Annotated in this window: 20 protein-coding genes and 1 pseudogene; 9 read left to right on the top strand and 12 right to left on the bottom strand. The window is 62.6% G+C overall.

The window, feature by feature from the left end; genetic code table 11:
• Positions 1–139, top strand: a pseudogene (locus VNZ93_RS14715) (porphobilinogen synthase); the annotation flags it as partial.
• 102 nt (positions 140–241) lie between these two features.
• On the opposite strand, the gene VNZ93_RS14710 reads toward VNZ93_RS14715, so the two are convergent.
• Complete coding sequence (locus VNZ93_RS14710) at positions 242–1,462, bottom strand: threonine ammonia-lyase (RefSeq protein ID WP_325706393.1); 1,221 nt, start codon at positions 1,460–1,462, stop codon at positions 242–244.
• A gap of 97 nt (positions 1,463–1,559) precedes the next feature.
• Here VNZ93_RS14710 and VNZ93_RS14705 point away from each other — a divergent pair, with 97 nt between their 5' ends.
• Both VNZ93_RS14705 and VNZ93_RS14700 read left to right on the top strand, forming a co-directional pair.
• Complete coding sequence (locus tag VNZ93_RS14705) at positions 1,560–2,105, top strand: RDD family protein (protein ID WP_325706391.1); 546 nt, start codon at positions 1,560–1,562, stop codon at positions 2,103–2,105.
• A gap of 48 nt (positions 2,106–2,153) precedes the next feature.
• On the top strand, positions 2,154–2,897 hold the full coding sequence (locus tag VNZ93_RS14700) for an arginyltransferase (RefSeq protein WP_325706388.1): 744 nt from the start codon (positions 2,154–2,156) through the stop codon (positions 2,895–2,897).
• 1 nt (position 2,898) lies between these two features.
• Here VNZ93_RS14700 and parC read toward each other — a convergent pair whose 3' ends face one another.
• Positions 2,899–5,154 (bottom strand): DNA topoisomerase IV subunit A, encoded by a 2,256-nt coding sequence (gene parC, locus VNZ93_RS14695; RefSeq protein WP_325706385.1) that lies wholly within the window; start codon positions 5,152–5,154, stop codon positions 2,899–2,901.
• Between the two features lie 239 nt (positions 5,155–5,393).
• Between parC and VNZ93_RS14690 the strand changes: the two genes are divergently transcribed.
• Together VNZ93_RS14690 and VNZ93_RS14685 are read left to right on the top strand one after the other, a co-directional pair.
• Positions 5,394–5,675 (top strand): hypothetical protein, encoded by a 282-nt coding sequence (locus tag VNZ93_RS14690; RefSeq protein WP_325706382.1) that lies wholly within the window; start codon positions 5,394–5,396, stop codon positions 5,673–5,675.
• Positions 5,676–5,914: 239 nt separating this feature from the next.
• Positions 5,915–6,157, top strand: coding sequence for a hypothetical protein (locus VNZ93_RS14685; protein ID WP_325706379.1), 243 nt, complete (start codon positions 5,915–5,917; stop codon positions 6,155–6,157).
• A 66-nt stretch (positions 6,158–6,223) separates the two neighbouring features.
• Here VNZ93_RS14685 and recO read toward each other — a convergent pair whose 3' ends face one another.
• From recO to rpoZ, 9 genes are all read right to left on the bottom strand, one after another.
• On the bottom strand, positions 6,224–6,958 hold the full coding sequence (gene recO, locus VNZ93_RS14680; RefSeq protein ID WP_325706376.1) for a DNA repair protein RecO: 735 nt from the start codon (positions 6,956–6,958) through the stop codon (positions 6,224–6,226).
• 47 nt (positions 6,959–7,005) lie between these two features.
• Positions 7,006–7,776, bottom strand: coding sequence for an exodeoxyribonuclease III (locus VNZ93_RS14675; protein WP_325706374.1), 771 nt, complete (start codon positions 7,774–7,776; stop codon positions 7,006–7,008).
• 23 nt (positions 7,777–7,799) lie between these two features.
• A complete protein-coding gene (gene era, locus VNZ93_RS14670; RefSeq protein WP_325706372.1) occupies positions 7,800–8,720 on the bottom strand; it encodes a GTPase Era in 921 nt (306 codons plus the stop codon).
• Positions 8,713–9,573: a ribonuclease III gene (gene rnc / locus VNZ93_RS14665; RefSeq protein WP_325706369.1), complete on the bottom strand. Its 861-nt coding sequence runs from the start codon at positions 9,571–9,573 to the stop codon at positions 8,713–8,715. The genes era and rnc overlap by 8 nt, the downstream gene beginning before the upstream one ends.
• On the bottom strand, positions 9,570–10,322 hold the full coding sequence (gene lepB / locus VNZ93_RS14660) for a signal peptidase I (protein WP_325706367.1): 753 nt from the start codon (positions 10,320–10,322) through the stop codon (positions 9,570–9,572). The genes rnc and lepB overlap by 4 nt, the downstream gene beginning before the upstream one ends.
• A 101-nt stretch (positions 10,323–10,423) precedes the next feature.
• Positions 10,424–10,858: a holo-ACP synthase gene (gene acpS / locus VNZ93_RS14655; RefSeq protein ID WP_325706400.1), complete on the bottom strand. Its 435-nt coding sequence runs from the start codon at positions 10,856–10,858 to the stop codon at positions 10,424–10,426.
• A gap of 11 nt (positions 10,859–10,869) precedes the next feature.
• Complete coding sequence (locus VNZ93_RS14650; RefSeq protein ID WP_325706364.1) at positions 10,870–11,634, bottom strand: pyridoxine 5'-phosphate synthase; 765 nt, start codon at positions 11,632–11,634, stop codon at positions 10,870–10,872.
• A gap of 178 nt (positions 11,635–11,812) precedes the next feature.
• Positions 11,813–14,140, bottom strand: a complete 2,328-nt coding sequence (locus tag VNZ93_RS14645) for a RelA/SpoT family protein (RefSeq protein WP_414710081.1) — start codon at positions 14,138–14,140, stop codon at positions 11,813–11,815.
• Positions 14,141–14,279: 139 nt separating this feature from the next.
• Positions 14,280–14,666, bottom strand: coding sequence for a DNA-directed RNA polymerase subunit omega (rpoZ, locus tag VNZ93_RS14640; RefSeq protein WP_325706361.1), 387 nt, complete (start codon positions 14,664–14,666; stop codon positions 14,280–14,282).
• 348 nt (positions 14,667–15,014) lie between these two features.
• On the opposite strand from rpoZ, the gene VNZ93_RS14635 reads away from it, so the two are divergent.
• Both VNZ93_RS14635 and VNZ93_RS14630 read left to right on the top strand, forming a co-directional pair.
• The gene (locus tag VNZ93_RS14635; RefSeq protein ID WP_325706358.1) at positions 15,015–15,653 is read left to right on the top strand and encodes an NYN domain-containing protein; all 639 of its coding nucleotides are present in this window, start codon (positions 15,015–15,017) and stop codon (positions 15,651–15,653) included.
• The gene (locus tag VNZ93_RS14630) at positions 15,631–16,323 is read left to right on the top strand and encodes a uracil-DNA glycosylase (protein WP_325706355.1); all 693 of its coding nucleotides are present in this window, start codon (positions 15,631–15,633) and stop codon (positions 16,321–16,323) included. Before VNZ93_RS14635 ends, VNZ93_RS14630 begins: the two co-directional genes overlap by 23 nt.
• A gap of 30 nt (positions 16,324–16,353) precedes the next feature.
• Here the strand turns inward: VNZ93_RS14630 and VNZ93_RS14625 are convergent, their stop codons facing one another.
• Positions 16,354–16,662, bottom strand: a complete 309-nt coding sequence (locus tag VNZ93_RS14625) for a helix-turn-helix transcriptional regulator (protein WP_325706352.1) — start codon at positions 16,660–16,662, stop codon at positions 16,354–16,356.
• Between the two features lie 173 nt (positions 16,663–16,835).
• Here VNZ93_RS14625 and VNZ93_RS14620 point away from each other — a divergent pair, with 173 nt between their 5' ends.
• Positions 16,836–18,056 carry a tyrosine-type recombinase/integrase gene (locus VNZ93_RS14620; protein ID WP_325706349.1) on the top strand — a complete coding sequence of 407 codons (1,221 nt, stop codon included), beginning with the start codon at positions 16,836–16,838 and terminating at the stop codon, positions 18,054–18,056.
• A gap of 529 nt (positions 18,057–18,585) precedes the next feature.
• Complete coding sequence (locus tag VNZ93_RS14615) at positions 18,586–20,043, top strand: porin (protein WP_325706396.1); 1,458 nt, start codon at positions 18,586–18,588, stop codon at positions 20,041–20,043.
• Positions 20,044–20,231 lie beyond the last annotated feature (188 nt).

Below are 20,231 nucleotides of genomic sequence, written 5' to 3'. Positions count from 1 at the left end.
GATCACCGCGGCCGTGCAGAATGGCTGGCTCGACGGCGAGAAGGCGATGCTGGAGAGCCTGATCGCGTTCAAGCGTGCCGGCGCCGACGGGATCCTGACGTATTTTGCGCCGCGGACCGCGGAATTGCTGCGCGGCTGACGGACAGTTCTTTCGCTAACGGCCGTCGCCATCCGCTCTTGCCGGATCGACACCGGCTTTGCCTCAACCGGCAAAGCCCGTTGCTGCGTTTGCCGAAACCGATCAGCCCCTGACGTCGCTCGCATAGATGCGCGCGGGATTGTAGCCATCCGCAGCAAACGCGCTGAGGATCTCCTCGGCATGCGCGTGATCGCGCGCCTCCACCGTCACATCGAGACGCGCGCCCTTGGCTGGCACGTCGAGAAACAGACGCTTGTGATCGACTTCGAGGATGTTGGCGCCGAGTTCACCGAGCCTGCTTGCGATATGACCGAGCACGCCCGGCCGGTCGGGAATGGTGAGACGGAACGATATGATCTGCTCGTCGCGTTCCAGTTCGCGCACCATGATGGAGGCGAGAATGCGCGGGTCGATGTTGCCGCCGCACAGGATCAGACCGACGCGCTTGCCCTTGAAGCGCTGAGGCTCCTTCAGCATCGCAGCGAGCCCCGCCGCGCCGGCACCTTCCGCCATGGTCTTCTGCAACGTCAGATAGGCGTTTACGGCGCGTTCAAGCTGCGTCTCGCTGACCAGCATCACGTCGGACACGAGCTCGCGGATGATCGGCAGCGTGAGCTTGCCGACATTCTTCACCGCAATGCCTTCCGCCAGCGTCGCGCCACCGCACGGTTGATCCTTTCCATGCAGCGCATTCCACATGGACGGATAGAGTTCGGCTTCGACACCGATCACCTCGATCTGCGGATTGATGGCCTTCGCCGCAACCGCGTTGCCGGAGATCAGGCCGCCACCGCCGATCGGCACGATCAGGCTGTCGAGATCGGGCCTGTCGTCGAGCATTTCGATCGCGATCGTGCCCTGCCCCGCGATGATGCGCGGATCGTCGTAAGGGTGGATGAACAGCAGGCCCTGCTGAGCCTGAAGCTCTTCCGCGCGCGCCTGCGCCTCCGAAATCGTCTCGCCGTGCAGGACCACCGTCGCACCATAGGCGCGTGTCGAAGCGACTTTCACCGCAGGCGTCGTGACCGGCATCACGATGGTCGCCGCAATACCAAGTCGCGAGGCATGATAGGCAACCGCCTGCGCATGATTGCCTGCCGACATGGCGATCACGCCGCGAGCGCGATCGGCAGCATCGAGACTCGCCAGCTTATTGAGCGCGCCGCGCTCCTTGAACGAGTTCGTGACCTGCAGGTTTTCGTATTTGACGAAGACTTCAGCGCCGGTGAGCGCGGAGAGCTTGGGCGCCGGCAGCATCGGCGTGCGCAGAATGCGCCCTTCCAGAATGGTCTGCGCATCCTCGATATCGCTCAGCCTGATCATACTCTTGTCCTCGCGGATGGCACTATAGGCGCGGAGGTTGCGTTACGTTAGACTTGGCGGAACTGATTTTTCGGCATCTGATTGCGGACAGGGGCCCATGGCGGACGAACGGGACCGGATCGGCGTCTCCTATGACGTGAAGCCGCATGCATACGACCCGGACGCCCATCCGGAATTGTTTGACGGGGTGCCGGCGCGGCGCGTCCTTGCCTTCGTGATCGATCTCGTAATCCTCGCGGTCCCGCTGATCCTCGTCTGGCTGTTTTTCCTCGCGATCGGCATCGTGACGCTGGGGCTCGGCTTCAGTTTGTTCGGCCTGATGCCGGTGATCACCCTGATCTGGGCGGCGTACTATTACGGGACCACGCTCGGCGGACCGCGTTCCGCCACCATCGGGATGCGCGCGCTCGATATCGAGATGCGGACCTGGTACGGCGCGCCCTCGTATTTCGTGCTGGCGATCGTCCATGCCGGACTGTTCTGGGTCTCGACCAGCGTGCTGACCCCGCTCATTCTGCTGGTCTGCTTCTTCAACAAGCGGGGGCGGCTGCTGCACGATTTCCTGGTGGGAACGGTGGTGATCAACAACCCCGACCGCGCCGGAGCCCCCCGCCCTCCGGAACCCGGTCCCGGTACCGTTTGACGAGAGCCGTCCTGCCGGTCAGAGTTTGCGCCGGAGCATTGGCCGGCCGTGACCCAGCATTCGCGCGATACGCCGCAATTCTATCTGACGGCGCCCTCGCCCTGCCCGTACCTTCCGGGCAAGGAAGAGCGGAAGGTGTTTACGCATCTTGTGGGCGATCGCGCTCCGGGCCTGAACGACCTCCTCACCCATGGCGGCTTCCGGCGCAGCCAGTCGATCGCGTATAGGCCAGCCTGCGAAACCTGCCGCGCCTGCGTGTCAGTTCGTGTGGTGGTGAACGATTTCGTCCCCGGACGATCCCTGCGCCGGATCGCGCAGCGCAATTCCGATGTCTCGGGCGAAATGCGGGCCGCGGTGCCGAGTTCGGAGCAATATTCGATCTTCCGCGCCTATCTCGACGAACGCCATCGCGATGGCGGCATGGCCGACATGACCGTGCTCGACTACGCGATGATGGTCGAGGACTCGCATGTCGAGACCCGCATGGTGGAGTACCGGCTGCAGCCGGAAGAAACGTCGGGGCGCCACACTGGCCAATTGATTGCGGTCGCGCTGACCGACCTGCTCAGCGATGGCCTGTCGATGGTCTATTCGTTCTTCGATCCGGACTACGAGGCGCGTTCACTCGGCTCGCTGATGATCCTCGATCACATCGCGCGCGCAAAGCAGATGGGCCTGCCCTACGTCTATCTCGGCTATTGGGTGCGCGGCTCTCGCAAGATGGATTACAAGAGCCGCTTCCTCCCGCAGGAGCGCCTGATGTCGCAGGGCTGGATCCGCGCGGAGACGTAGCCTAGCCGATCGATCTGCCGAACCTGTTGTTCTTCGGGAAACGATCCGGCTTGACGCGCCCGGCATCGCCGCGATTGCCGCGCCACGCGGCAAGCTCCTTCAGCGGCGTATTCTGCGCGCGGCCGGCGCTGTCGAACCAGTTGAGCCCATCGCCCTTGGACGAGAAGGTCACGATGTCGCTCAGGATGCCGTCCTTGTAGCGCTGCAGCCGCACGCCCGCGCCGCGCGTCATCTCCGGCACCTGATCAATCGGGAACACGATCATCTTGCGGTTCTCGCCGATTGCGGCGACGAGATCGCCTTCCACCAATGCGATCGCGACGGCCTTGTCGGGGGCCTTGACGTTGAGCACCTGCTTGCCCTTGCGCGTGTTGGCGAGGCACTCGTCCTCCGCCACGACGAAGCCCTTGCCCTCGCCGGAAGCCAGGATGAACTTGCGCCCGCCCTGATGCTTGAAGGCGGCGACGATGGTGGCGTCCTGCTCGAGATCGATGAACAGCCGCACCGGCTCGCCGTGCCCGCGTCCACCCGGCAGCTTCGATGCATCGATGGTGTAGAACTTGCCGTTGGAGGCGAAGAACACGCATTTCGACGTGGTCTCGGCAAAGAACGAGAATTGCAGCGAGTCGTCCGACTTGAAGGCAACGGAGGACAGATCGGCGACATGGCCGCGCAGGGCGCGCACCCAGCCCTTCTCGGACACGACAACGGTAACCGGCTCGCGCTCGACCAGAACCTCCGCAAGCTCCTGTTCGACGTCACGCACTTCGCCGAAGGTCGTGCGGCGCTTGCCGAGTTCGGTCTTGGGGCCGAAGGTCTCGCGGACTTTCTTGATCTCGCCCGCGACCGTCTTCCACTGTTCGTCCTCGGACTTCAGCAGCGACTTGAGCTTCTTCTGCTCGTCGCGCAGATCCTTGTCCTCGGTGCGGATTTCCATCTCTTCAAGCTTGCGCAGATTGCGCAGGCGCATGTTCAGGATGGCGTCCGCCTGCACGTCGGTGAGCTTGAAGGTCCTGATCAGGACCGGCTTCGGCTCGTCCTCGGTGCGGATGATCTTGATGACCTTGTCGAGATTCAGATAGGCGATCAGGTAACCGCCCAGAACCTCGAGGCGATGTTCGATCGCATCGAGTCTGTGCTGGCTGCGGCGAACCAGCACGTCGCGGCGGTGATCCAGCCATTCACGGAGCGCTTCGGCAAGACCGATAACCCTCGGCACGCGCCCCTTGATGAGCACGTTCATGTTCAGCGGGATGCGGCTTTCCAGCTCGCTCACCTTGAACAGCGATTCCATCAGCAGCACCGGATCGACAGCGCGCGTCTTCGGCTCGATCACGATGCGGATGTCGGCGGCGGACTCGTCGCGGATGTCGGCAACGAGCGGCAGCTTGCGCTCGTTCATCATCTCGGCGATGCGTTCGATGAGCCGCGATTTCTGAACGAGATAGGGGATCTGCGTCACCACGATCTGGTAGCCGCCGCGGCCGGTCTCTTCCTTGGTCCAGCGCGCACGTACGCGGAACGAGCCACGTCCCGTCGTGTAAGCCTCGGCGATCGATTCCTTTGAATCGACCACGACGCCGCCTGTCGGGAAGTCCGGCCCCGGTACGTATTTCAGCAGGGTCTTCGAGCGCGCATTCGGATTGTCGATCAGGAACAGCGCGGCATCGCACAACTCGGCGGCATTGTGAGGCGGGATCGACGTCGCCATGCCGACCGCAATGCCCTGCGATCCGTTGGCCAGCAGGTTGGGAAACGCGCCCGGCAGGACCACCGGTTCTTCGGTCAGTCCGTCATAGTTCGGACGGAAGTCGACCGCGTTCTCATCGATGCCTTCGAGGAGAAGGCGCGCGACCTCGGTCATGCGCGCTTCGGTGTAGCGGTAAGCGGCGGCGTTATCGCCGTCGATATTGCCGAAATTGCCCTGCCCGTCGACCAGCGGATAGCGCGAGGAGAAATCCTGCGCGAGCCGGACCAGCGCGTCATAGATCGCCTGGTCGCCGTGCGGATGGAAGTTACCCATCACGTCGCCGACGATCTTGGCCGACTTTTTCGGTGTCGTTCCGGGATCGAGCCGCAACAGCCGCATGCCGTAAAGGATGCGCCGGTGAACCGGCTTCAGACCGTCGCGCGCGTCCGGAAGCGCGCGGTGCATAATGGTCGACAGCGCATAGGCGAGATAGCGCTCTTCCAGCGCGTCACGCAGCGCGATTTCCTGGACGTCCTTGTCCGGCGGAGGAATCAGCCTTGTACCCATCCCGTTCGGTTAACCCGGCTCACCGGGCCGAACAAGGCAGCCGAGGGTATGGGGCAGCCGCATGCGAACCAAAATGTGCGCCGCCGCGCATCCGCCGGCGGAGTTCCGGCGTGAATGCACGATGAATGCAGGATCTCAACGCAATTCATTGAATTTGCGATCTAATCGGACGCCGGAACAACACTGCGGCCAGAACCGGCTCTCAAAATTCGTCGGCCGCGAACATTCGGGAGACCCTGATGAGAAAGTTGCTGCTCGCAATCGCGGCCGCTACCGCGATTGTGTCGTTCGCCTCGCTGGCATCCGATGATGCGCAAGCCATGACGCTGCCGGCGCCCGCTGCCATGGCTGACGTCCTCGGCAGCCAGGCGGAATCGGTGGCTTATGTCTGCCGCCGCTGGTGCGGTCCCTACGGCTGCACGCGCCGCTGCTTCTACACGGCGCCGCGCTACTACCGTCCCTACTATCGCCCGTACTACCGTCCCTACTATCGTCCGTACCGGTACTATCGATACTACTGAGGACCGGTTCGTCCGCGACCGCCATTTCACGGACGATTTATTGGCGGGCGCCCGAAATATGCGGCGGCCCACCAAATTTTATGGTACCCGTGTAGCGTGGCCGCGAAGGGGATAAATTTTGCGGCAGGGTGGTTTCTAAACCGCGTCGACAGACGCGGATCTGCGAACGGTAGCGTTGCTGCCGGACTAAAGCGCAGCGCTACCGCTGCGGTCATCGTAGACAGATTGGAGATCAAAGCATGAAGACGCTTGTTACTGCCCTGGTTATTGCTGCGGGGCTTGGCCTCGGTGCCGGTGCTGCATCTGCCGCTCCGGTCAGCGCGCCCGGTACTTCTCTGAATGTGCAGGGCCTGTTCACACCCGCTCAGTACTATGGCGGCGGCGGCTACTACGGTTATCGCGCGCCCTATTGCTACTATGTGAGGCGCTGCGGATACGGCCCCTATGGCTATCACTGCTGGCGCGAACGCGTCTGCCGCTAAACACACTCGCACATATCGAGCGCATATATCGAGATTGGCCGGTCCATGGACCGGCCTTTTTCGTTTCTAGGCCGCGTCGGGCAACCTGCGGGTCACAGCGGTGATGAAATGCGAGCGCGCATCCGGCAACGTGATCCCGCGCGGCTCCAGCACATGGCGCGCGAGAAAGAACGCCGTCAGTGCAAAACCGTCGGCGATATCCTTTGCATCAATCCGTTCCACGTCTCCGATCACAAAAGCCGGCAGCGTCAGCATACGGTCATGCCAGGGAGCCCCTGCTTCACGCGATACCGCACGCCCTGATTTCGGCGACACATAGACGAGGTCGGTGAGCGCCCCGGTCGCAGCGCAGGCGTCGAGGTCAAGGCCGAAGCCAAGTTCGGACAACATCAGCAACTCGAAACGCACGATCAGGGCGGCGCAAACCGCGGGCTCGTCCAGATGCGCGATGATCGTCTCGAGGCTGTCGAACACGACCTCATGCGGATCGCGCTCCGGCAGAAGCCGGGCCAGCGCCGCAAGATGCGTCACTGCGAACACCGCATGGGAGTCTCCAAACAGCGAACCCGCGCGCAGTGCAATCGGCTCGATCGTAAAAGTGCCGAGGTGGTCGTCCAGCCGCGCACGCCAATGCGCTCGCACGGCATTGGCGGGCTGCAGCACCGGCCGCATCCGCGTGCCCGCTCCGCCCCGCACGAGCCCGAGATGGCGCCCATGCTCCCGGGTCATCAATTCGAGAATGGCATTCGCCTCGCCGTGGCGCCTGATGCCGAGGACGAATCCGTCGTCACTCCATTGCATGGGGCGACATGACCCCATCCCGTCCGGAAAGTCGAGGGTGACGAGCGCTACGTCAGTTCCACCCAGGCAGGCGCGTGATCGCTCGCGCCCTCGCGCCCGCGTTCGGCACGATCGACACCGGCCGATTTCAGCTTGCCGGCAAGAATTGGTCCCAGCAGGAGGTGATCGAGCCTCAGGCCTGCGTCGCGCGGCCAGCGGTTTCGCTTGTAGTCCCAGAAGGTGTAGATGCGCTCGCCCGGATGAATTTCGCGCAATGCGTCCGTCCAGCCCTGCTTGACGAGCCTTGCATAGGCAGCGCGGCTTTCCGGCTGGATCAGCGCGTCATTGTCCCATGACCTGGTCGGATAGATATCGAGATCGCTCGGCGCGACGTTGTAGTCGCCGATCAGAGCGACGGGAACGTTTGCTTTCAACAGCTTGCGGGCGTGTACCGACAGCCGCCTGAACCACTTCAGCTTGTAGTCAAACTTCGGGCCGGGCTGCGGATTACCGTTCGGCAGATAGAGACAGCCGATCAGGACGCCGCCGACCGCGGCCTCGATATAGCGGCTCTGCGCATCGTCGCGGTCGCCGGGAAGCGCCAGACGCGTGACGACCGGCTCACCGATGCGCGAGAGGATCGCGACGCCGTTCCAGGTCTTCTGCCCGCGCCAGACCGCATCGTAACCGGCCTTCCGCAACGCGGCGGAGGGAAAGTCCGCATCGGTACATTTCAGCTCCTGCAGCCCGACGATGTCGGGCTTCGCGCGCTTCAACCATTGCAGGAGGTTCGGCAGACGCCGGTTGACGTTGTTAATGTTGAAGGTCGCGATCTTCACCCGCACGCCTCGGCCGGACGGACTTATCCGTCCTTGGGGAACTCCAATCCCATCTCGCGATAGCGCTCCGGATCATCTCCCCAACCCTCGCGCACCTTGACGAAAAGGAACAGGTGCACGGGCGCTTCGACGACTCCCGAAATCTCCTTGCGCGCATCCGCCCCGATCGCCTTGAGCGTCTGACCGCCCTTCCCGATCACGATCTTCTTCTGGCTTTCGCGCTCCACATAGATCGTCTGCTCGATACGAACCGAGCCATCCTTCTTTTCTTCCCAGGCTTCGGTCTCGACCGTCGACTGGTACGGCAATTCCTGATGCAGGCGGTGAAACAGCTTCTCGCGCGTGATCTCGGCCGCGAGCTGACGCAGCGGCGCGTCCGACATCTGATCTTCGGGATAGAGCCAGGGACCGAGCGGGACCTCGCCCGCAAGCCATGTCCGCATGTCGTCGACGCCGTCGCCCGTGAGCGCCGACACCATGAATGTCGCGTCGAACTTCACGCGTTCGTTGATGGCGGTTGCGAGCGCCAGCAGCGCCGGCTTGTCGGTCACATCGACCTTGTTGAGCACGAGGAACTTGCGGCCCCGTGCGTCAGCGAGCTTCTTGACGATCGCTTCGGCTTCCTCGTCCAGGCCCTTGCGTGCGTCGATGAGGAGCCCGGTCAGATCGGCGTCCTGCGCGCCCGCCCAGGCGCTCGTCACCATGGCGCGGTCGAGCCTGCGCTTCGGTGTAAAGATGCCAGGCGTATCGACGAAAATGAGCTGCGAGGCCCCTTCCACGATGATGCCGCGAACCGGCATGCGCGTCGTCTGCACCTTGTGACTGACAATCGAGACCTTGCTGCGAACGAGCGCATTGATCAGGGTCGACTTGCCGGCATTGGGCGCGCCGATCAGCGCGACGAAACCGCAGCGGGTTGCCGTCTCAAGCCTGTCTTCATCCATCCGCGCCTACACCTTCGCGCGCCAGCAGCGCAGCAGCAGCAGCCTGTTCGGCTGCACGTTTTGAGCGGCCGCGACCTTCGGCCGGATCGCGCTCCGGCAAAACGACAGCCACACGGAAAACCGGGTCGTGATGCGGCCCGGTTCGTTCGACCTCACGATAGGACGGTGTCGGCAGGCCGCGAGCCTGGGCCCATTCCTGCAGGACGGTCTTTGGATCGCGCAGCGGCCGCGCCGGTTTGCGCATCCGCTCCGACCAGTAGCGCTCGACCAGAGCCTTGGCGGCCTTGTATCCGCCATCGAGAAACACCGCCCCGATCAGGGATTCGCACACGTCGGCGAGGATCGCGACCCGGGAGCGGCCGCCGGACCGCACCTCGGATGCGCCGAGCCGGAGCGCGGCTCCGAGATCGATCGCGCGCGCGACATCGGCGCAGGATTCGCGACGGACCAGATCGGCAAGGCGGCGCGACAACTCACCTTCCTCGGCCTTAGGGAATGCCTCGAAGAGCATTTCCGACACGGCAAGACCGAGGACATGATCGCCAAGAAACTCAAGCCGCTGATAGCTGCCGGTCCGGCCCTGGCCCTTCAGCGCCGAGATGTGCGTCAGCGCGCGCTCGAGCAGCGCCTTGTCCCGGAAACGATAGCCGATTGTGGTCTCAAGCGCGGACGCACGCTGGACCTTGCGCCTGGCCTTCCCGGTGCCGGGATCGTCGCTCGATGTCGAGTCCTGCGCAGGCGGATGCGCGACGGCGACCGAATCCTCCGCGCCTGCTTTCCGCTTGGCCGTACCGGCCTTGCGCCTGGCAGGTGCGCTGGCTTCCGCCGCAGCACTGTCGACTGCACGACTCATCGCACGATCTTGAAGATCCTGTTCCAGCGGACCGACCAGGGCCAGCGCCACACCTGCCAGGCACGCTCGCCCTCGCCGACCGAAAAGAAGATGATTTGTGCGCGCCCGATCAGATGACTGAACGGCACATAGCCGACCTGGCTCAGCACCCGGCTGTCCGTCGAGTTATCCCGATTGTCGCCCATCATGAAGTAATTGCCGGGCGGCACGTGATATTCCTGCGTGTTGTCGTAGAATCCGTTGTCCTGCAGATCGAGCGTCGTATAGGTCACGCCGTTCGGCAAGGTCTCGCGCCAGCGCTTCACGCGGATCGCGCGGTCACCCTCTTCGGTTTCGATATAGTCCTCGATGCGCTCCCGCTTCACCGGCTCACCGTTGATGTAAAGCAGGCCCTGCTTCATCTGGATGCGGTCGCCGGGCAGGCCGATCACGCGTTTGATGTAATCGGTGGAGTCGTCCTTCGGCAGGCGGAACACCACGACATCGCCACGGTCGGGCGGCGAGCCGAAGATACGTCCCGAGAACAGAGGCGGCGAAAACGGAAACGAATAGGAGCTGTAGCCGTAGGAGAATTTCGAGACGAACAGATAGTCGCCGACCAGCAGCGTTTCCTTCATCGAGCCCGACGGGATGTTGAAGGGCTGGAACAGAAAGGTCCGGATCACGAGCGCAATGATCAGCGCATGCACGATGACGCGGACGGTTTCGCCGAATCCGCTTTCCTTGCGCTTGGTGCTGGTCACGCTCATGGCCTCTTGTCCGGAAAGGTTACGCGCTGGCGCGCCGTTGTAGCGGCTGGATCAACGCTTCGCAACGAAGCGGCGAACTGCCGCTATCTATCAGAAAACACTCAGGTTATCGACGCAGGCGGAGACTGGTTTGCAGCATTTAGAGGCACCGCCGAGATAATCACGATCGCTTGTGCGAGCGGATATTCGTCGGTGAGACTGATGTCGATACGCGCTTCATAACCCTGCGGCGTGATCTCGTTCAACCGCTTCAGCGCACCACCGGTCAGCTTCATCGTCGGACGTCCGGACGGAAGGTTCACGACGCCCAGATCGCGGAAGAACACTCCCTTTCGGAACCCGGTTCCGAGCGCCTTCGAACAGGCCTCCTTGGCGGCGAACCGCTTCGCGTATGTGTCGATGCGAGTCGCGCGCCGCTCCGCCTTCGCCACTTCGACCGGCGTGAAGACGCGCTGGATGAAGCGGTCGCCATGGCGTTCGAGAACCTTCTCGATCCGCCTGATATCGACGAGGTCCGAGCCGAGCCCGAGGATCATGCCACTTTGGATCATGCCGCCTTCACATTCTGGCGTCCGCGATCCATCGCCGCGCGCATGGTCCGGATTGCGTTGTCGAGACCTTCGAACACCGCCTCCCCGATCAGGAAATGCCCGATATTGAGTTCGACGATCTCGGGGAGCGTCGCGATCGTTTCGGCGGTCGCGAAATCGAGGCCGTGGCCGGCATGAACCTCGAGGCCGAGAATCCGGGCGAAGGCCGCCGCGATCCTGATGCGCTCGAACTCGCGGGCGGCAACATCGTCTTCGCCCGCAGCGAGCGCGTCGCACCAGGCGCCGGTATGGAGTTCGATGACTGGCGCACCGACGGCATGGGCGGCCTCGACCTGGTCGCGGTCGGCTGCAATGAACAGCGACACGCGGATACCCGCACCCGCCAATGTTTTCGTCGCGTTCTCGATGAGGCTGCGCTGACCGACGACATCCAGCCCGCCCTCGGTCGTGCGCTCGACCCTTCGCTCGGGAACAAGACAGGCCGCGTGAGGACGTGTCCGGAGCGCAATCGCGATCATGTCCTCGGTCGCAGCCATCTCGAAATTCAGCGGCTTGTCGATCTCGGCCTTGAGCCTTGCCATATCCTCATCGCGGATATGGCGTCGGTCCTCCCGCAAATGCGCGGTGATGCCGTCCGCGCCCGCGGCGACGGCGAGCTTCGCCGCACGGACGGGATCGGGGTGCCGGCCGCCGCGCGCGTTGCGGATGGTCGCGACGTGATCGATGTTCACACCAAGTCTGAGATAGGGAGCGTGCGTCACCGCGAGTGTCTCGAATCCGAAGTCCGCTTCATTCGGCGGCTTGCTCGTGAGCGGACTTCGGATTCGAAGGACACCAGCAAACCTGTGATCCTGATGTGGGTCAGGTTCGGAAATCTGCTCAAGGAAACTCCCGCGGATGTGAAGCGGAATTTCCGAACCACCACATTGGCATCAGCTTTCAACCGTTCACGCGCGCCACGCTAGCGACCACGGGCTTGGCTCGCAATTGAGCGATGATCGCGGTCAGGTGCTTCAGGTCATAGACCTCGAGATCGATCGTGACCGTCGTGAAGTCCGGCGACTGACGCTCCATGCGAATGTTGTCGATGTTGCCGTCGTTCTCCGCAATCACCTGCGCAAGCTGGGCGAGCGTTCCGGGCTCGTTGACGGACTTGACTACGATCTGCGCGGGAAAACGCTGCGGCTCGCGCTCCTCGACGTCCCAGCGCAGATCGAGCCATTGCTCAGGCCGGTTTTCGAATTCCTGCAACGACGGCGACTGGATCGGGTAGATCGTGATCCCCTCGCCCGGCGTCAGGATGCCGACGATCCGGTCGCCCGGAACGGCGCCGCCATTGGGCGCAAATCTCACCGGCAAATCGCTGTTGATGCCGCGGACCGGGATTGCAGTCGCCGCATCCGCCGCCGGCAGCTTTGCCTTGACCGACTTTGCACGTTCCAATCCGAGCCACGAACTGTCACCCTTCGGGGGCGCAAGCAAGGCGCGCTCTTCAAGATAGTCGGGATACATCGCACGCGCGACGTCAGACGCCTTCATCTCGCCGCGGCCGACGGCAGCCATGACGTCCTCGATCGAGGATCGGGCGAGCCGCGGCAATGCGCCCTGCAGTTTCTCATCGGAATATTCCTTCTTGGCGCGGTGAAACAGCCGCTCCACGATGCGCCGGCCGAGACCCGCATATTGGTCACGCACGGCGACACGCGTCGCGCGCCGGATCGAGGCGCGCGCCTTTCCGGTCACGACAATGGATTCCCATGCTGCCGGCGGGGCTTTCTGCGCCTTCGAGGTCATGATCTCGACCTCGTCGCCATTCTGCAACTCCGAAGCCAGCGGCGCGATCTTGCCGTTGATCTTGGCGCCGACTGCCATGTTGCCGACATCGGTATGCACGGCATACGCAAAGTCGATCGGCGTGGCGTGTCGCGGCAGCGCGATCAGCTTGCCCTTTGGCGTGAAGCAGAACACCTGATCGTGGAACAGCTCGAGCTTGGTGTGCTCCAGAAACTCTTCCGAATTGGACCCTTCGGACAGAAGCTCGATCGTCCGGCGCAACCATGCATAGGCATTAGACTCGCGCGACAGCATCTCTGACGGAGAGATGGTTGCGTCCTTGTAGAGCGCGTGCGCTGCGATGCCGTACTCGGCGATGTCGTCCATCTCCTGGGTACGAACCTGAAGTTCGACGCGCTGCTTGCCAGGCCCGATCACGGTGGTGTGGATCGAGCGGTAATCGTTCTGCTTCGGCGTCGAAATGTAATCCTTGAAGCGCCCCGGAACGACCGGCCAGGTCGTGTGAACGACGCCGATGGCCTGATAGCATTCTGCAACCGTGCTCACGATCAGGCGGAACGCGTAGATGTCGGACAATTGCTCGAAGCCGACCGACTTGCGCTCCATCTTGCGCCAGATCGAATAGGCTCGCTTCTGACGTCCCTTGACCTTTGCCGCGATTCCGCGATCGGCCAGCTTGCGCGTCAGCTGCTGTTCGATGTCGATGATGAGATCCTTGTTGCGCAGCCCGAGCGTCAGCAGTCGCTCCGTCACAACCTGATAGGCATCGGGATAAAGTTCGCGGAAGGACAGGTCTTCCAGTTCGTCGCGCATTTCCTGCATGCCCATGCGGCCTGCGAGCGGCGCGTAAATGTCCAGCGTCTCTTCCGCCATCCGGCGTCGCGTCGCGTCCGGCACATGATGCAGGGTGCGCATGTTGTGCAGCCGGTCCGCGAGCTTGACCAGCAGAACGCGGACGTCGTCCGCGATCGCCAGCAAAAGCTTGCGAAGGTTCTCGGCCTGCTTGGCCTCCTTGGTGACGAGGTCGAGCTTCTTGAGCTTGGTCAGCCCTTCGACCAGGACACCGATCTCCTTGCCGAACAACTCGTCGATCTCGGCCCGCGTCGCCGGCGTATCCTCGATGGTGTCATGCAGCAGCGCGGCCGCGACAGTTGCATCGTCCAGCTTCAGGTCGGTGAGGATCGCGGCAACCTCGAGCGGATGGGAGAAATACGGATCGCCCGAAGCCCGCTTCTGCTCGCCATGCTGCTTCATGGCGTAGACGTAGGCGCGGTTGAGGAGCGCCTCGTCGGTGTCCGGATTGTAGCGCCGGACGCGATCGACCAGTTCGTACTGCCGCATCATCTGCGGCTTGGGCGCGGGCTTGGGCTTCTCAACCACCGGCGCAGGATGAGCCGAGCCGTTCAGCTCCAGCGGCGCGCGCGTGCGCGCCTGGTTCTGCATCCGAGGCAATTGAGGGTTCGACCGCGCCATGATGAACTCCGGCCGGCGGTACCGGCCTGTAAAATCATATCACGCCACCTCGCCGCGCCCGCAAGGCCGATGCAGGAGGGTTACCAAACAAAAAGGCCCGGCGAACCGGGCCTCGATGTCCGAGCCTGTCGTTAAGGCCCTACTCTTCTTCCTCGGGCTGCACCTCCGGGGGCGTCAGCCCTTCGAGGCCCTTCAGCAGCTCTTCCTCGCTCATGTGCTCCATGGCGACGTCGGTGTCGTCGGCGTCCACCGAGCCGGAAGTTCCAATCAGCGGAGCCTCGGGCTCGGGCTCGTCGACCTCGACGTATTTCTGCAGGGAATGGATCAGGTCTTCCTTGAGATCGCCGGGCGAGATGGTGGTCTCGGCGATCTCGCGCAGCGCCACGACCGGATTCTTGTCGTTGTCGCGGTCGACCGTGATCTGCGATCCGGACGACACCATGCGCGCACGGTGGCTCGCGAGAAGCACGAGCTCGAAACGGTTCTCAACCTTATCGATGCAATCTTCGACGGTGACACGGGCCATCGGCTTGTCACTCCTCTAGCGGGTTTTCGACGGGGAATTGCGCGTGTTGGTACTCGCATGCCCCTGAAATCGCAAGAAGTAAATTAGGTTCGGCTGGCCTGTGCTTTTCGCTTGGACGCGCCGGTTAACGTCTGCTAACGACCCCGCCGGAACCAAACGGCCCGCTTCCGACTCATGGTTTGAGAACTTTCGAGAACGTCAAATTTCGCGGCGTCCGGGTACGTGCTTCCACGATTTTCGCGCAGATCAAAACCGGCGGCTGTCCTGCCGCCAACCCGACGCATTGCGCGACCAAAGTCACCCGGCGACGAGCCGACCGGTAAGAAAAGACAAGGATAAGACTGCACGATGGCATCAACTCTTGAAAAGACCGCGCTTTTCATTGATGGCGCGAACCTTTACGCGACAGCAAAATCTTTGGGTTTCGACATCGATTACAAGCGTCTGCTCCGCGAATTTCAGTCGCGCGGATATCTGTTGCGCGCCTTCTATTACACCGCCGTGATCGAGGATCAGGAATATTCGTCGATCCGGCCGCTCATCGACTGGCTCGACTACAATGGCTACACGGTCGTGACCAAGGCGACCAAGGAATTCGTCGATCAGACCGGTCGCCGTAAGGTCAAGGGCAACATGGATATCGAACTCGCCGTCGACGCCATGGAGCTCGCCGGCAGCATCGATCACATGGTCCTGTTTTCGGGCGACGGCGACTTCCGCTCGCTCATCGAGGCGGTGCAGCGGCGTGGCGTCCGCGTCACGGTAGTCTCCACCATGTCCTCCCAGCCTCCGATGGTCGCGGACGAGCTGCGGCGGCAAGCCGACGAATTCGTCGACATCATCAGCCTGCAAAACAAGATCGGCCGCGATCCGGCCGAGCGTCCTGCGCGGGAACCTCGGGAGTCGCGCCAGCACACCCCGCAATTTTTGCAACGGCCGACGCAACGCGCGAATATCGGCCCCGATGGCGACGACTTCGAGGACTGAGAATCCGGCCTTTATTCGGGACAGCGGCAAGCCCGGGCGTGACTGCCCGGGTTGCCCGCGCTTGGTTGCGTTTCGCAACCAATGGCGAGCCCGTGAGCCAGGCTGGTTCAACGCGCCGGTCGAATCGTTTGGACCGCCTGCCGCCCGCTTGCTGATTGTCGGGCTCGCTCCGGGACTTCAGGGCGCGAACCGGACCGGTCGTCCCTTTACGGGCGACTACGCCGGCGACCTTCTGTACGGAACGCTCAAGGAATTTGGATTCGCGCGCGGTCAATTCGACGCTCGTGTCGATGACACGATCGAACTTGTCGATGCGCGCATCACGAATGCCGTGCGTTGTGTCCCGCCCGAGAACAAACCGACGCCTGCAGAAATCAACACCTGCCGGTCGTTTCTCGAATCCACGATCGCAGAGATGAAGGATCTGCGGGCGATCGTCGCGCTCGGACGGATAGCACATGATGCGACAGTCACCGCGCTTGGCGCGCGCAAGTCTGCGGTGAAATTTGGCCACGGTGCACGCAACGAGATCGGACAGATCACGCTCTTCGACAGCTATCACTGCTCTCGTTACAACACGAATACCGGTGTGTTGACGCCGGAAATGTTTCGCGCGGTGTTTGCGCAGGTGCGCGATTTCGTTGATGACAGAAGACTCGGCGCGGCCTGATTGAAATTCGCCGGCGCAAATTCGCTGCGATCAAAGCCTGCGTCGCGGCAACACCAGAATTCGAAAGCCGCCTGACGGCACCATCTCGAATGAGATGCCCTCGTCTCTCAGCACACCTTCGATCGCAACGGCCGTCGAGCGCCGCACGTCGACATCGGCTTGTTCAAGTCGATTGATCGAACGCTGAGTAACACCGACACGCTGGCCGAGTTCAGCTTGTGTCCAACCGAGCAACGCGCGTGCGGCGCGCACCTTGGCTGCAAATTCGCGGCGCTCTTCGTTCACGGCCGCGATATTGGGCACGACGGAGAACCGCTTGTGTCGATTTTGGCTGATCATTCTCCCCCGCTGCGAATGTCGCTGCTTGTGACACAAAGATCGGATTTTTCGACGCGCAATTGGTCACACAAGACAAAGTTGTCTTTGAAAATATCCTTTAAGTTGCAATGGCTTGACCCGAGAATGTCATCTGTTGTGACATCGACTTCATCAAAGTTCTGTTTACGAGTGCCATGCCCAAAGTCGCCCTCACAAAAGCTTTCGTCGAGCAAGCGACCTGCGAAGCGGGGAGAGCCAAAGTCGACTATTTCGACATCGAGCAGCGCGGCTTCATGCTCGAGGTGAGGCGCTCCGGCGGCAAGACCTTTTACCAGCGCTACTGCGACGAACGCGGGCGCGAGCGCCAATACAAGATCGGCGCGGCCGACGTGCTTGCCCTCGACCAGGCCCGCAAGAAGGCGCGCATCATCCTTGCGCAAGCCGTGCTCGGCGAGGATCCCCAGGCGCGCCGACGCGAGTTGCGAGAGATCCCAACGCTCGCGGAACTGGTGCGCGACCGGTATCTGCCGCACGTCAAGGCTTACAAGCGCAGTTGGCGCACCGACGAGACGGTGTTTCGCGTTCACATCCTCCCGGTGCTTGGATCCAAGCCCCTCGACGAGATTACCGGCGATGCCGTCGCCGACCTTGTTCAGCGGATGCGCGACAAGGGTTACGCCAGCGGCACCACGAACCGTGTGCTGATCCTGATCCGCTTCATCTTCAATCTGGCGCGGAAATGGAAAATTCCGGGTGTGCGCGACAATCCCACATTCGGCCTCAACACGGCCCCGGACGTGCAGCGCGATCGCTTCCTGACACCGGAAGAAACCAAGCGCCTGATTGCATCGATCAACGTCGACGAGAACCGCAGCGCCGCGCAAACCATCATGATGCTGCTGCTCACCGGCGCGCGCCGCAACGAGATCTCCCACGCAAAATGGGAGTACATCGACTGGGAACGGCGCACCCTGCTGGTGCCGATCTCCAAGACCGGCAAGCCGCGCGCGATCGCACTCAATGGGCGCGCGATGGCGCTGCTGCGATCCATCCCCCGGCAGGGTGACAACCCTTACATCTTCCCCTCGCCCATCACAGGTCGCCCGTGTCCCTCGCTTCACTTTCCGTGGAAGCGGATCAAGGAGCGCGCGATTCTGGACGACCTGCGCCTGCACGACCTGCGCCACTCGTTTGCGAGTTTCCTCGTCAACGAAGGGGTCTCGCTCTACGTTGTGCAGGGCCTGCTGGGACATACCCAGCCGCGCACCACACAGCGCTACGCGCATCTTGCGCAGGATACCTTGAACAGGGCTGCCGAGGTCGCTGCAACGGTGATTGGAAACTCCGCAGACGGCGTGCCTCAACCTCCGTCGGCCAACGTCAACGCGGTCCAGGCCAGCGGCGTCGCTTCGTAAGACAGGGCCGTTCGAGCCAGCGACGCGGCTGAACCCGCCGCCTCGCACCGTATCCGCAGGCCCGATTTCACAAACCGATCCCGGCCGTCGATCGGCGCAGGCCAGCTGGTTCTGCGTCCGGTGGCAGATGCTGTCTTCCGGCTCCCGATAGTTGGGCCTGCGGCTCCCAGCCCGCGCATCAGCCCAACGCGTCTTGCCCGCAATACTCCAGACAGACCGCGTGGATTTGTCGCATCCGCGTTGCGCGAGGTTTGGGGTCGATATCCCCGCCGCAACCCGATTCAGCAGATTCGAAGACGGTATCCCGAGCCGCCCGTCGTGCTGCGCAAGCCGCGAAAGCGCGTCACCTAGGCTATCCCTAGATTGAGGACCTGCAGAACGGCATGCACGGGCTCTCCCCTGCGACGATATGCGCACGGATTTGAAATCGAATTGACCTCCGGGCGTGCCTGTCTGCACCCAGCCTATCCCCTGTCCGGCCCGTGCGAATTCGACTGGAGAGCCCAATCCAACCGCACTTAGTGTTTGAATTCATTCAGTTTTTGGGCCGCCCAGGGTCAGATCAGTAGAATACGTGAAGATCTGCAGCCTGTATGGCGTGGGCTACTACTACATCCCGGGCACTGATACCTGCATCAAGATCGGCGGTTATGTCCGTTGGGAAGGGTATCACAATGCTCCGACCGGCAATTACGCCAACCACACCGCCGCCGGTGCGTTCAACCGCAGCACCAACACTTTCGCACAGCAGGCTCGTTTCCGTCTGAGCACGGACGTGCGTACGCAGACCGAATACGGCACCCTGCGTTCGTATTTCGCCTTCGGCGTCAACACGCTAAACGGTGTAACCGGCGACGTCGCTACCGCGCCTGCCCTGGCGATGGAGCGTGCTTTCATCCAGTTCGCCGGCTTCACGATTGGCCGGTCGGATACGTTCTTCGCCTTCTATAACGGCGCCGCCTACGGCCTCGTGCCGCTTCGGTTCGACGGATCGACGGGTCCCGGCGGTCTGAACGTGTTCGCCTATACGTGGCAGTTCGGAAACGGTCTGTCAGCCAGCGTCTCGCTGGAAGACCAGACCCAGATGGGCGCTGCGGTGGTGGACCTGAGCCAAACGGTTACGGGAGTTGGCATCGTTGCCGGTGTACCGGGTGTGGTGACTACGGCCACTCCGGCGGACGACCGGATCGGTCAGCGCATGCCGAATATCGTTGCCAACCTGCGCGTCGACCAGGCTTGGGGTTCGGCCCAGATCATGGGTGCCCTGCATGACGTCGGCGGTCGTTACCACGCCGGTGTTGCCGGCACCCCTGCATGTCAGGGCGCGGGGAACGTCACCGGCTGTAGCTACCCGGGCAACGAGCTGGGCTGGGCGGTCGGTGCCGGCTTGACCCTGAAGATGCCGTGGGATGCCAAGGACACCTTGTCGGGCGTCATCGCGTACTCTGAGGGGGCCGGCGCGTATGTCGCATCCCTGCAGAACAACAACTTCGTGCACAAGCAAGGCGTTGCGGTCGGTCAGTTTACGGATGCGGTGTTTGCGAATCCGGGTACGGTTGCCGGATACAACGGCGGCGTTGAGCTGACCCAGACTTGGGGCGGTACCATCGCATTCGAACACTACTGGACGCCGAGCCTGCGGACGTCGTGGGTCGCCGGTTACCTCAACGTCGAATACAGCGACACCGCCAAGGCGATCATGGCTGCCGGCGCTTGTGCAGGTGCACGCTTCGGCACGGTTGCCCTGACGAACGTCAGCAACTGCAATCCGGACTGGTCGTCGTATCGTTTGGCGTCCCGCACCATGTGGAACCCGGTTGCGAACCTCGATGTCGGCCTCGAAGTGGCCTACACCAAGGTCAACACCGCCTACGCCGGCACCGCCGACGTGAGCACTTTCCAGAACATGGCTGCTGGCAACTACGCGATCGAGGACCAGAGCTTCTGGACCGCGACCGTCCGCGTGCAGCGCAGCTTCTGGCCGTGATCTGACGATCATTGCCTGATCTGAAACGAACCCCCGGCCGAAAGGCCGGGGGTTTTGTTTATTGGGTCTGCAATCTGCGAAAGCGCGCGGTCAGCCCTGCGAAGCGCGGTCGTCACAGCGCTGCATGAACTCCGCGATCTGCTCCATGATCACGGGCTCGGCGAGCAGGGGCGCGTGTCCTTGATCAC

Source organism: Pseudorhodoplanes sp. (genome assembly GCF_035565795.1).
GTDB lineage: Bacteria > Pseudomonadota > Alphaproteobacteria > Rhizobiales > Xanthobacteraceae > Pseudorhodoplanes.
This window is presented reverse-complemented; position numbering and strand designations above follow the sequence as displayed.

Coding starts and splice junctions, on each gene's coding strand:
- VNZ93_RS14710 (WP_325706393.1), bottom strand. CDS start 1,462: ATGATCAGGCTGAGCGATATCGAGGATGCGCAGACCATTCTGGAAGGG.
- VNZ93_RS14705 (WP_325706391.1), top strand. CDS start 1,560: ATGGCGGACGAACGGGACCGGATCGGCGTCTCCTATGACGTGAAGCCG.
- parC (WP_325706385.1), bottom strand. CDS start 5,154: ATGGGTACAAGGCTGATTCCTCCGCCGGACAAGGACGTCCAGGAAATC.
- VNZ93_RS14690 (WP_325706382.1), top strand. CDS start 5,394: ATGAGAAAGTTGCTGCTCGCAATCGCGGCCGCTACCGCGATTGTGTCG.
- VNZ93_RS14685 (WP_325706379.1), top strand. CDS start 5,915: ATGAAGACGCTTGTTACTGCCCTGGTTATTGCTGCGGGGCTTGGCCTC.
- recO (WP_325706376.1), bottom strand. CDS start 6,958: ATGCAATGGAGTGACGACGGATTCGTCCTCGGCATCAGGCGCCACGGC.
- era (WP_325706372.1), bottom strand. CDS start 8,720: ATGGATGAAGACAGGCTTGAGACGGCAACCCGCTGCGGTTTCGTCGCG.
- rnc (WP_325706369.1), bottom strand. CDS start 9,573: ATGAGTCGTGCAGTCGACAGTGCTGCGGCGGAAGCCAGCGCACCTGCC.
- lepB (WP_325706367.1), bottom strand. CDS start 10,322: ATGAGCGTGACCAGCACCAAGCGCAAGGAAAGCGGATTCGGCGAAACC.
- acpS (WP_325706400.1), bottom strand. CDS start 10,858: ATGATCCTCGGGCTCGGCTCGGACCTCGTCGATATCAGGCGGATCGAG.
- VNZ93_RS14645 (WP_414710081.1), bottom strand. CDS start 14,140: ATGGCGCGGTCGAACCCTCAATTGCCTCGGATGCAGAACCAGGCGCGC.
- rpoZ (WP_325706361.1), bottom strand. CDS start 14,666: ATGGCCCGTGTCACCGTCGAAGATTGCATCGATAAGGTTGAGAACCGT.
- VNZ93_RS14635 (WP_325706358.1), top strand. CDS start 15,015: ATGGCATCAACTCTTGAAAAGACCGCGCTTTTCATTGATGGCGCGAAC.
- VNZ93_RS14630 (WP_325706355.1), top strand. CDS start 15,631: ATGGCGACGACTTCGAGGACTGAGAATCCGGCCTTTATTCGGGACAGC.
- VNZ93_RS14625 (WP_325706352.1), bottom strand. CDS start 16,662: ATGATCAGCCAAAATCGACACAAGCGGTTCTCCGTCGTGCCCAATATC.
- VNZ93_RS14620 (WP_325706349.1), top strand. CDS start 16,836: ATGCCCAAAGTCGCCCTCACAAAAGCTTTCGTCGAGCAAGCGACCTGC.